Here is a 10,782-nt window from a genome sequence, read left to right on the forward strand (position 1 = left end):
GGAGACAAAAAAAATACATCAGTCTTTTATTGAAGATACTGGTTTTTGCACTTGCCACATGGTATATCATTACCAAGGTATCCGATAAGAGCAATATCGATAAATTTAAGACACTGATCACTGGATTAGAACAACATTCTGTTGTCTGGACATTGATATTGATCGTTGTTTTAATGCTCGTAAACTGGCTACTGGAAGTTGTCAAATGGCGTTATCTCGCCTCTAAGTTGGAGCATATATCTTTTTGGAAAGCGTTTCAATCCGTTTTTTGTGGACTTACATGGGCGATTTTTACCCCAAATAGGATTGGGGAGTATGGAGGTAGGGTATTATTCCTTACGCCGCAGAACAGGGCCAAAGGGGCTGTAGCGATGGGAGTTGGGTTGTTTGCCCAATTGGTTTTGACAAGTGTTGCAGGCTCACTGAGTATAGCCTGGTTTGTCTGTAAATTTTTATCTACGCCTTTATCTGTCCAATTTGGAGTATGGTTGCTCGCCCTTATTTATGCTGCTGGATTTGTCATCTTGTATTTTAATGTGAGATGGGTGGATATACTTGTGGGGCGAATTAAGTTTTTGGCGAAAATCAAACCTTTTTTTGAAGTACTTGAACATTATTCCACGGCGGAACTGAGTATTGTTTTGATAAACTCACTAGCAAGGTTTATTATTTTCACTTCGCAATATATTATTTTGATGAAGCTGACCTTACCAGAGTTGCCTCTTGTCTCCATGGTTTTGATGATCTTTATCCTCTTTTTCGTTCAGGCGGCCCTGCCCACCTTGGATATTTTTGATTTTAGTGTGCGGAGTTTTGTGGCAAGTAATCTTTATAGCTATATTACAACACAGGAAATTGCGGTGATGGCTATTGTATCGTGTATCTGGTTTGTCAATTTGATTCTCCCGGCGATATTTGGTTCTATTTTTGTTTTTAAGATTAATTTTTTCGGTGATACAAATTCTTAGTTATTTATTGATCAGTTTTGCCTGTGTCTATGGTATTCTCGTATTGTGGATGCGGAGGGGCTGGGCTCAGATCCAAGCGCCTCATGGTAATTTAATTCCCACCAAAATGGTATCCGTAATTATTGCCGCCCGTAATGAAGAATTAAATATTCGAAGAACGATTGAATGTATCTTAAATCAGGCTTTTCCAAAAGATCTTCTCGAACTTATTATTATTGATGATCATTCGGACGATAACACCTCAGCAATTGTGAAAGAATTTACCGAACGAGGAGTCAAGTTAATTCAGTTAAATGAGAATGGCCGGATGAATTCCTATAAAAAGCTGGCGATTTCAAGGGCAATTGACTGCTGTAAAGGGGAGATTGTTATAACGACTGATGCAGACTGCAGGATGGGGCCAAACTGGCTAAAGACTGTAATCGGAACCTTTGAAAAAGAGGATGTTTACTTGCTGTCTTCACCGGTGCTGTATTCCGAGGAGAAAAGCTTTTTCGAACGCTTGCAGACATTGGAGTTCCTATATCTCATTGGTCTTGGCGCTGCGGGTATAGGTAATAGAAAGCCAACAACCTGCAACGGCGCGAATTTAGCTTATCGAAAAGATATATTTAGGGAAATGGGCGGGTTTAAAGGCATTGATGAACTTGCTTCTGGGGACGATGAGCTATTTTTGCATAAGGTGGCAGAGAAATATCCTGAACGGATCGCATTTTGTAAATCGGAGGATGCTATTGTGTATACAGATGCCAAACCTGATCTTCGCTCATTTATAAGCCAAAGAAGACGTTGGGCCTCTAAAAGTACCAAGTATAAAAACAAGGGAGTTATCGCTTTGGGAATCGCAATCTGGCTGTTTAATGTGCTTTTATTGGTTGGAGTAGCCCTTGCTATCGCTGGCATTAAAACACTTGGATGGGTCGTTTTCTTCGCATTATTACTTAAAGTAGTCGTGGAATTCCTATTTATCCAACCCTTAACTACTTTTGCGAGGCGCACTACTTTGCTTTGGTATCTCCCAATATTGAGTCTGGCCCATATTCTATATTTAACTTATATTGGAATATTAGGGAATATCGGGAAATACGATTGGAAGGGCAGACAAGTCAAATAAACCCGGTTTAATTTTCTACTTTTCGCTTAATTGTTTCCTCAGCTAATTTTACGATTTCTTCAATATTTTTATCCGTTGTATCCAAAGGGTCCAATACCTCCCATGTCATATGTAAAAAAGGAGTTAGCGGATACATACCATACTGTACCATTTCGTAAGATCCTTTAATCGCAATAGGGACAACCAATGCATTTGGATTTTTCTTTAATAATGTTGCAATTCCGCCAACGTGAAATGCTTTCATCTTGCCTGTTTTTGATCGGGTCCCCTCTGGAAAGATAAAGGCGGACCAGTTCTTTGTTTTCATATTGTTGGCAAGTTTGAGGATCTCAGCTATAGACTGTTTGGGGTCATTCCGATCGATATTGGCTGCACCACCATGTTTTAGGTTGAACGAAATACTGGGTATACCACTGGCCAGTTCAATTTTCGAAATGAACTTACCATGAAACCTCCGTAAAAAATAGATGAGCGGCGGAATATCAAAAGTACTTTGATGATTGGCAACAAATATAATTGGCTGCCCCAATGGGATGGATTTATTGTCGATAAAAGTGACCCTATTGAATAAGGTATAGTAGCAAGCAACCAAACATGCATTTAAGATGTCAACACTTTTTTTATGCGCACTATAGCCACCTAATTTTAGGCATAGCCATTGGATAGGGTGGAATATAATTAAAGATAAGCCAAAACAGAACCAAAATATAATAGATAGGATATAGCCTAAAAACTTTTTCATACACTTTATTTATTGTTTACAAATATATCATTAAGCAACGATTTTTGGAAGATATTCATAATATTGTATTTCATTTTAATAATATTAATATTATATTTAACATTATTTACTTTTGTTTTGTGGAATGAAAAAAATACCTGTAAATTGTCCATGTTGTGATGCGAAGTTAAAAGTCTCCAAGCTGGTCTGTGATTCCTGCGATACTGAAGTTGTTGGTAAGTTTACTTTACCCTTACTCATGCAACTGACAGTCGAAGAGCAGGAGTTTGTTCTGAATTTTCTAAAGTATTCAGGTAGCTTAAAAGAGATGGCCAACCAGATGGGTAAATCTTATCCTACTGTTCGCAATATTCTAGATGATCTGATTCATAAGTTAAATACGTTTATCAATGAAAATTAAGCAGTTGTTATTAAATCCTTTTGTGGATTTTTCTGAACGGGTACTGTTTGTTGTAGGTATCGCAGGCTTTTTGTTTTCCAGTTATCTTGTTTATCTGTCTGGGGAGCAGTTTAATGGCTTTATGCATTTCTTTAGACCCCATGTACCGGTTTCCTTTATTACGGTGTTAAAAGTACATGTTTATATGGTTTTGGCTCCTTTAATTTTATTATATGTAGTAGGGAGGATATTAAACCATAGGACCAGAATCATCGATGTATTGAATGTCATTTTGATTGCACCATTTCCGCTTTACTTGGTTCTGCTACTGGGTAAACTACTGAATCAGGATGAATTTACCAAACAGATTGATGAAGCCTTAAAAAATGGTGATCATACTTTATCGACTATAGATAAAGGCCAAATGATATTATTTGCTGTATTTGGAATATCTGCGCTATTTCTGCTGTTTTATCAATTCTATTTATTGGTCAAAGGAATGAATGTTGCCGTAAACAATAAAAAGATTTGGATAAGCATATTGTTTGTGGCATTATATTTTATGCTTGATTTAGGTATACAGTATTATTTTTGATAGCAAAGAAATGATGAAGAAAATTCTCTATTTATTTTTGATCTGTTTGCAGTTCTCATGTGCGGATGCACAGACCTTTGATGGTTCATGGAAAGGTGAGGTGAGCGTGTCTGGGCAGAAATTACTTTTGGTATTCAATCTAAAGCAGGATAGCAATGATAATTGGGCTGGAACTTTTGAAAGCCCCATGCAGACCTCCCTAAAGTTTCCTATTAATGCAATAAAAGTGGACAAGGACTCGATATATATCGATGTCAAAGCAATAGGTCTATATTATACTGGCTACCTGGATCGGGATAAAGATGTGTTGAAAGGTGTAATGAAACAGGGAAGTTTTGAATCTCCTATGTTATTGGTCCGCAGTGAGAGCGAGCAAAGTGGGCTTTCGCGTAAGCAGGATGTCTTTCCTCCATATGATTACATTGAAAAGGAGGTTATGTTTCAAAATGTGAAGGGCAATGCTACCTTAGCGGGAACACTTACTTATCCCAAAGCAGGAGGACCTTTTCCGGCTGTTATTCTGGTTAATGGAAGTGGACAACAAAATAGAGATTCGGAAGTTTTTGGTCATAGACCATTTAAGGTACTGGCCGATCACCTCAGTAAAAACGGTTTCGCGGTGTTGCGTTACGATGACCGCGGTATCGGTGGCTCCAAAGGGGAGGTTAACTTGGCAACAACAATTAACTTCGCATCAGACGCAAATGCCGCCGTGGATTTTATGAGCACGCAGCAGATGGTCAGAACCGATAAAATAGGCGTCATTGGACATAGTGAAGGGGCTTTGATAGCAGACATGGTGGCAGCGGAGAACGATAAAGTCAACTATATTGCTTTACTGTCTGGTCCTATCCTCAAAGGAGACTCTCTATTGATCCTACAAAGTTACGCTTTGGGAAAAGTGGCTGGATTAGCTGAGCCTGCTCTAGAAGTAAATAAACGCAATAACAGAAAGCTATATGACATTCTATTAAGGGATGAGCCGCCGAAGGTTTTGGCAGAATCATTGGAAACAGAACTTATCCGTCAAAACAACGGGAATGCATTAACAGCTGACATGAAAATTAAATTGAGTCCTATGCTGATTCCATGGTTTAAAACTTTTATACGTATCGATCCAGCTTATTATCTGAAACAGGTGAAAGTGCCTATTTTTGCTTCTTTTGGAGGAAAGGATATTCAGGTTCCTGCAAATGAAAATATCTACGCACTTCAACGCCTGCATTTGAATACGACAGATGTCACTATCAAAAACTATCCAAATCTGAACCATCTTTTTCAAAATGCACAAACAGGAAAAATCGAAGAATATTTTGAAAATCCGGAAAGTTTCAACGTGCAATTGATGAATGATCTCACCAATTGGCTTAAATTGAAAGCAAAGTAATTGGATCAAAATATTCGTATGAATGACAGCGATTGTTTAATAACCTTAAACAGCAGCTGTTTATTAAAAGTTCAGCGTCCTATCTAAAGATCTATATCCGATAGATCTTTAGATAGGACGCTGATAAGTGAATATTTTAGCAATAGGTTACTTTCTGCTCGCTACTTATTAGGGAGTTGTATTGGCAACAGGAAGGATTTTGCCATTGAAATATTTATGCCCATTCTGTGCAAAATCAGCAATATATCTGCCCATTTCAAACGCTAGCGTACCAGCCTCCATGCCTGGGAATGCAGCTTCAAACATTTCAGTTTGTGACGATCCCAAAGCTAAGCAGTTAACCTTGATCCCTCTTTCCTTAAATTCTTCCGCCAGGCATTCCGTTAAAATAGCCAATGCGCCTTTACTGGCAGAGTAGGCTGCTAGACCGGGGAACTTCATCGAGCCCTGAAAACCGCCCATACTACTGATGTTAACAATATGGGAACCTTCATGCATGAATGGAACAACCTGTTGTATCATATTGACATGACCGATGATATTTGTCTGAAGCATCTCTGCAAAGTCCTGCCCACTTGTCTCCATAAATGGTTTATTCACTAAAGCACCGGCATTGTTAATCAGGATATCAACAGTATCGAATTTGGATTGTATAAAAGGTACTAATGTTGCGTAGTCATCATAAACAATATCAAATTGAGCAGGGAAGAGTGTTCCGCCATCATAATTGAGCTGACTTGCGATTTCGTGAAGTTTCCTCAATTTGTCTGCTGATCGGGCCAATGCGATAACCTTGTTGTCCTTTTTTGAGGTCAAATCAAGCACTGCCTCGAATCCGACTCCACTACTTGCTCCTGTGATAATAATATTCGCCATGTTTATTCTTCTAGTTTTTGACTTTGTTCAACTTCCTCTGCAGACGGTAGTTTATCCTCTCCGATTGCCTTCGGATTGAAGATAAAATAAATTCCTGAGAGTGCGACGATCGCTGAGATAATATAAAATAACAACGTGATCAATACGGCATTGTGTGAATCTACATGAAATATGCCCGCTCCCCACATGATGACCAGCTCCCGCATACCTAATCCACCTACTGAAAAAGGAATGATAGATACTAACGAAGATGCGAGAAATAGAAATAAATATGGTGAGAACTTCCCATTGAACCCTAATGCATAAAGGATCAGAATTGCGGCAATTACTTGCATGGATTGTACACCTATAGCTTTTAAATGTGCCTTTAAAAAAGTTGCCTTATATTCTTTGAAAAATTTTGTGACGATAAAATAATAAAGGATACTACCCAATATAAATAATATGATCGTTAAGTAATTTGGTATGCCCAACTGCGGCATGTAGGTAATTAAAGCTGCAATGATTAGGCATAAGGCCCATAGACCACTTAGCCGATCTAAGAATAGGGCTGTAAATAATTTCCTGCCTTTGATACTGAACCTTTTCCGAAGAAAGAATATCTTGTAGCCATCTCCACCTACACCTCCTGGTAGAATAAGGTTGTAGAATAGACCCAATTGGTAGAGCTTTAAATTATATTTCTCTGATACATCCAGGCCGATTGCCCGTAGAAAAGTCAATAAGCGGGAAGAGGAGATAAAAATTGAGACACTATAGGCTAAGAGCGCTAGAAATAAATAGATGGGATTTGAATTAATGACAGCTTCTTTGAGATCTTTGAGTGAAACTTTGCTGAAAACCCAATATAAGGCTCCTACAGTAACGACAATCTTTAGTATGTTTTTTAGGATTTTTAAACCTTTTTTTTTATCCATAGAAGTTTATTTTTCCAATCTTGATCGATTATACGATTTTGGAAAATTCAAAGTTAGGAACTTTGTCGAATTGTGCAATTTAACTTAGGCAATACTTGGGTAAATTCTTGAATACAATAAGATCAAATATAAAATACCAAATATAGTAGCCAGGGAAAATAGCCAATTTAGGTCAATTCTATTATATTTGTGCTTAAGCACGGCAATCATTAATCCAACGATAAAACAAAATAATAAAATAGGGGCAATGAATGAAACCTTATTTGTAAAAGCGAGACTGATTTGGCTTAATTTTGCTTTCGCTTCTTGTCCCAGGAACAGGGGATAGGCAGCGAAGGCCAGGAGGATAATGAATAACCTCAAAAGAGTTTTTGCAATTATTTTGCTTATGGTATGATTTTTGGCTGTAACCTTCATGAGCTGTGGATTAATTTACCCCAAAAATACAATTTGAAATTAAAATTTAAACATATGAATCGATTCGTTTTATCATTAGCAACTGTTTTTGCTACGGTGACTTTGTTTTCTTGTGGTGCACAAAAGCAAGGTACATCATCTGGAAACCCTGGTAATGGTTCTTCCAATACAAGTGCAGCGTCTGGACCGAGCGCCTCAGAGTGGAAATCTGCTGTGAAAGGAACCTGGACACTAAATTCAATCGATAGAGAAAATTTGCCTTCTACTTTCACGATTAAAAGTGTCTTTGAAGAAGCTCCGGCTGAGTGTTTTGTTGGTAGTAACTGGAATTTTATTGGCAATGGGAAGGGATCAATCACGTTCAATGCTCAAGGTACGCTATGTGCTCCGGGCGCATCACGTGAGATTTTTTGGTCTATATATAATCCGGGAAAAGGTCTAGGTGAGCCGCAATTCCAATTTAAAAAAATCTACGCAGGAGACAAAGCTAAGAATGTAACAACAGGTTACCGCCTGGATTTGTCTTATTCTGATGGGAACAAATTGGTCATGAAAATGCCGTTGACAGTCGCCAATGGTGAAGCTTATTTAGTATTTAATTTCTCGCGTGTAAACTAAGGTCAAACGAGAAAAAATGAATAACAAAAAGCTATAGGAATTCCTATGGCTTTTTTTGTTGAAAATTTAATACTTTTACAGTCCGAATCCGTCCTGATTTATTCAAAGTGGAAGCGAGCGAGTTGATGGATGAGACTGAAAAGCAAGTTCTGAATGGATAATCGCTTTTTGAAGTCCATAAATCGGATTGCTTCATTACCTTGTAAAAACAGATTGATCGGATGCTAACAGTATGATACCCAGGATTAGGAGGGGAGATGCTTAATATAAAATAGAAATATGGCTGAACAAAACACGAAAACTGCATTGATAACAGGTATTACAGGTCAAGATGGTGCCTATTTAGCAGAATTCCTATTGAAAAAAGGTTATAAGGTTCATGGGCTAAAGCGCCGTAGCTCCCTGTTCAATACTGATCGTATAGATCACCTTTATCAAGATCCCCATCTTGACAATAGAAATTTTACATTGCATTTTGGTGATTTGACAGACTCAACCAATTTGATCCGTGTTATTCAGGAAACTCAACCGGATGAAATTTATAATCTTGCTGCCCAATCCCATGTAAAAGTAAGCTTTGATACACCTGAATATACAGCTAATGCTGATGGTATCGGTACGCTCCGTATATTGGAAGCAGTCAGATTGCTTGGAATGATTGAGAAGACACGTATTTATCAGGCATCGACCTCCGAGCTATATGGTTTGGTGCAAGCGGTACCACAAAGTGAGACAACTCCCTTTTATCCAAGAAGTCCTTATGCCGTTGCCAAAATGTACGGCTATTGGATTACGGTAAACTATCGTGAAGCTTACAACATGTATGCCTGTAACGGAATTTTATTCAATCACGAAAGCCCGGTCAGAGGGGAAACTTTTGTGACCCGTAAAATAACGCGGGCAGTGGCAAAGATTGCATTAGGACTACAGGACAAACTTTATCTTGGAAACCTGTCTGCTCAGCGCGACTGGGGACATGCAAAAGATTATGTTGAAGCAATGTGGCTGATCCTGCAACAGGAAAAACCTGAGGATTTTGTAATCGCAACGGGAGTTACTACAACGGTTAGAGATTTTGTTCGTTTGGCTTTTGCCGAATTGGGGATAGAAATAGAATTTAGTGGGAAAGGTGAGCAGGAAAAGGGTGTTATAATTGATGTGGATGAGGAGCGTCTAGCCGCATTAAATATTGATAGATCATTGATTAAATTCGGACAAACCGTTGTTAAGGTAGACCCCGCTTATTATCGGCCAACCGAGGTTGATTTACTTATTGGAGATCCAACAAAAGCAAATACCAAACTGGGCTGGACACCTAAATATGATCTGCAAATGTTGGTAACGGATATGGTACAATCCGATCTTCATTTGATGAGGAAGGAAGAATACCTGAAACAAGGTGGTTTTGAGACCCTGAACTATTTTGAATAATTCATAATTAATAAAGAAAAAATAAAACTGGAATAATTTTTGTTTAAACATTCAAATGGTATGAATCACTAAGTTCATATGATGAAAATGACAGTGCATGTATTATGATGAATTCAGAAGTTGTTTCGAGTAAAAAGGAAGACGAAAAGAAGAAAGATTCTTCTAAGGTGTATTTCTTCATCATCGCGATAGCGGCATTACTCGCAACGAATATATATTTTTATGTTAAGTTTAAGACGAACGGAGAAAAAGTCTATGCCTTAACAGTGGAAAAAGAAAACCTTCAGGTACAGATCGATCGGATAGAAGCCGAATTGGATAAGATTGATATTGAAAATGTTCAATTGACTCCAGAAATGACTGTACAAAAAGAGGATTCGCGAGCAGAGATTGCAGAGCTCCGTAAGAAACTCGAAGATAAGAGTATAAATTCTAAGGATATTGATGACGCTCAACGCAAAATAAACCTGTTAAAAAAGCAGGTTGATAACTATCGCGTAGATGTTCAGCGATTGATTCAAGAGAATCAGATTTTATCGAAGCAAAATTCGAATTTGAATGAGTCTGTAGTCGAGAAAAATAAACAAATTAATTCTTTGACCACGACTAATTCTGAATTGAAGGAAAAGGTGACCACAGCATCTGCGTTGAAAGTGTCAAATATAAGTATCAACGGGCTTGAAATTAAAAGAAATGGAAAGGAATCTGTTGAAGAACGTGCGAAGCGCGTAGATAAATTAAAGATCAATTTTACTGTCGCAGACAACCCGCTTGCTAAAATTGGAGAACGTGACATTTTCATAAGAATCATCGACCCTCAAGGGAATCTTGTCGTGCAGGGAGATAATATTTTCTTGGTGCATGGCGAAAAACTACAGTATACGTTTAAGCATAATATTTTGTTTACGAATAAGGGTGAAGATTATGTCGTATATTGGGCTGCTGAAGATGGTTTTGCTAAAGGAGCATATACCGTATTGCTTTATGAGGATAATGCGATCATGGGTAGATCAGCTGTCGTATTACGCTAAGGATATACTTTACTAAATTAAAAAAGCGGCAGTCCAAATACGGGCTGCCGCTTTTTTAATTTAGTATAGGCACTTTCCACAGAAATTTTAAATATTCATTGCTGGGCCTAGTGCTACATTTTGCTGGCTTCCATTATTCTGCAAATCAATTTCATATCGGTCTTTCACCCTTGTTTGCTTGAGGAATCGAACTAACCGAGACTCGCGGACTAAGCTTCAAAATAGATCACAACGGATAGAATTATTTGCTTAATCAAGTTTTCCTGGCAATTCTTGTTTTCTCGGGATCTCGCTTCCTATAGCCCTC

General features: G+C 38.1%; 12 protein-coding genes. 8 read left to right on the plus strand and 4 right to left on the minus strand.

From position 1 onward, the window contains the following. The first annotated feature begins 29 nt into the window (after positions 1-29). Both ACK8HY_RS19835 and ACK8HY_RS19840 read left to right on the plus strand, forming a co-directional pair. Positions 30-968: a lysylphosphatidylglycerol synthase domain-containing protein gene (locus ACK8HY_RS19835; protein WP_416134559.1), complete on the plus strand. Its 939-nt coding sequence runs from the start codon at positions 30-32 to the stop codon at positions 966-968. Beyond that, positions 952-2,082 (plus strand): glycosyltransferase, encoded by a 1,131-nt coding sequence (locus ACK8HY_RS19840; RefSeq protein WP_416134560.1) that lies wholly within the window; start codon positions 952-954, stop codon positions 2,080-2,082. Before ACK8HY_RS19835 ends, ACK8HY_RS19840 begins: the two co-directional genes overlap by 17 nt. Before the next feature lie 7 nt (positions 2,083-2,089). Here ACK8HY_RS19840 and ACK8HY_RS19845 read toward each other — a convergent pair whose 3' ends face one another. Beyond that, entirely contained in the window at positions 2,090-2,824 is a 735-nt protein-coding gene (locus tag ACK8HY_RS19845; protein ID WP_077438101.1) for a lysophospholipid acyltransferase family protein, read from the minus strand. A gap of 124 nt (positions 2,825-2,948) precedes the next feature. Here ACK8HY_RS19845 and ACK8HY_RS19850 point away from each other — a divergent pair, with 124 nt between their 5' ends. Genes ACK8HY_RS19850 through ACK8HY_RS19860 form a run of 3 tightly spaced genes read left to right on the plus strand, consistent with a single transcriptional unit; the run spans position 2,949 to position 5,185 of the window. Further along, positions 2,949-3,224, plus strand: a complete 276-nt coding sequence (locus ACK8HY_RS19850; protein WP_077438100.1) for a DUF2089 family protein — start codon at positions 2,949-2,951, stop codon at positions 3,222-3,224. Then, positions 3,214-3,798, plus strand: a complete 585-nt coding sequence (locus tag ACK8HY_RS19855) for a YIP1 family protein (protein ID WP_077438099.1) — start codon at positions 3,214-3,216, stop codon at positions 3,796-3,798. The genes ACK8HY_RS19850 and ACK8HY_RS19855 overlap by 11 nt, the downstream gene beginning before the upstream one ends. A gap of 10 nt (positions 3,799-3,808) precedes the next feature. Then, positions 3,809-5,185, plus strand: a complete 1,377-nt coding sequence (locus ACK8HY_RS19860) for an alpha/beta hydrolase family protein (protein ID WP_077438098.1) — start codon at positions 3,809-3,811, stop codon at positions 5,183-5,185. A 168-nt stretch (positions 5,186-5,353) separates the two neighbouring features. Here ACK8HY_RS19860 and ACK8HY_RS19865 read toward each other — a convergent pair whose 3' ends face one another. From ACK8HY_RS19865 to ACK8HY_RS19875, 3 genes are all read right to left on the minus strand, one after another. After that, complete coding sequence (locus tag ACK8HY_RS19865; protein WP_077438097.1) at positions 5,354-6,061, minus strand: SDR family NAD(P)-dependent oxidoreductase; 708 nt, start codon at positions 6,059-6,061, stop codon at positions 5,354-5,356. Positions 6,062-6,063: 2 nt separating this feature from the next. Next, a complete protein-coding gene (locus tag ACK8HY_RS19870; RefSeq protein WP_077438096.1) occupies positions 6,064-6,978 on the minus strand; it encodes a lysylphosphatidylglycerol synthase transmembrane domain-containing protein in 915 nt (304 codons plus the stop codon). 84 nt (positions 6,979-7,062) lie between these two features. Then, positions 7,063-7,395, minus strand: coding sequence for a hypothetical protein (locus ACK8HY_RS19875; protein ID WP_077438095.1), 333 nt, complete (start codon positions 7,393-7,395; stop codon positions 7,063-7,065). 54 nt (positions 7,396-7,449) lie between these two features. On the opposite strand from ACK8HY_RS19875, the gene ACK8HY_RS19880 reads away from it, so the two are divergent. The 3 genes from ACK8HY_RS19880 (at position 7,450) to ACK8HY_RS19890 (ending at position 10,475) form a co-directional block, all read left to right on the plus strand. Next, a complete protein-coding gene (locus ACK8HY_RS19880; RefSeq protein WP_077438303.1) occupies positions 7,450-8,013 on the plus strand; it encodes a lipocalin family protein in 564 nt (187 codons plus the stop codon). A 279-nt stretch (positions 8,014-8,292) separates the two neighbouring features. Next, positions 8,293-9,444: a GDP-mannose 4,6-dehydratase gene (gene gmd / locus ACK8HY_RS19885; protein ID WP_077438094.1), complete on the plus strand. Its 1,152-nt coding sequence runs from the start codon at positions 8,293-8,295 to the stop codon at positions 9,442-9,444. Between the two features lie 104 nt (positions 9,445-9,548). Continuing rightward, positions 9,549-10,475, plus strand: a complete 927-nt coding sequence (locus ACK8HY_RS19890; RefSeq protein WP_139351219.1) for a hypothetical protein — start codon at positions 9,549-9,551, stop codon at positions 10,473-10,475. Positions 10,476-10,782: the final 307 nt, after the last annotated feature.

The organism is Sphingobacterium sp. NGMCC 1.201703, assembly GCF_047784615.1.
Lineage (GTDB): Bacteria > Bacteroidota > Bacteroidia > Sphingobacteriales > Sphingobacteriaceae > Sphingobacterium.

Bases quoted from the DNA above. Each gene is read 5' to 3' on its own strand.
- ACK8HY_RS19845 (WP_077438101.1), bottom strand. From the start codon at position 2,824: ATGAAAAAGTTTTTAGGCTATATCCTATCTATTATATTTTGGTTCTGT.
- ACK8HY_RS19850 (WP_077438100.1), top strand. From the start codon at position 2,949: ATGAAAAAAATACCTGTAAATTGTCCATGTTGTGATGCGAAGTTAAAA.
- ACK8HY_RS19855 (WP_077438099.1), top strand. From the start codon at position 3,214: ATGAAAATTAAGCAGTTGTTATTAAATCCTTTTGTGGATTTTTCTGAA.
- ACK8HY_RS19860 (WP_077438098.1), top strand. From the start codon at position 3,809: ATGATGAAGAAAATTCTCTATTTATTTTTGATCTGTTTGCAGTTCTCA.
- ACK8HY_RS19865 (WP_077438097.1), bottom strand. From the start codon at position 6,061: ATGGCGAATATTATTATCACAGGAGCAAGTAGTGGAGTCGGATTCGAG.
- ACK8HY_RS19870 (WP_077438096.1), bottom strand. From the start codon at position 6,978: ATGGATAAAAAAAAAGGTTTAAAAATCCTAAAAAACATACTAAAGATT.
- ACK8HY_RS19875 (WP_077438095.1), bottom strand. From the start codon at position 7,395: ATGAAGGTTACAGCCAAAAATCATACCATAAGCAAAATAATTGCAAAA.
- ACK8HY_RS19880 (WP_077438303.1), top strand. From the start codon at position 7,450: ATGAATCGATTCGTTTTATCATTAGCAACTGTTTTTGCTACGGTGACT.
- gmd (WP_077438094.1), top strand. From the start codon at position 8,293: ATGGCTGAACAAAACACGAAAACTGCATTGATAACAGGTATTACAGGT.
- ACK8HY_RS19890 (WP_139351219.1), top strand. From the start codon at position 9,549: ATGATGAATTCAGAAGTTGTTTCGAGTAAAAAGGAAGACGAAAAGAAG.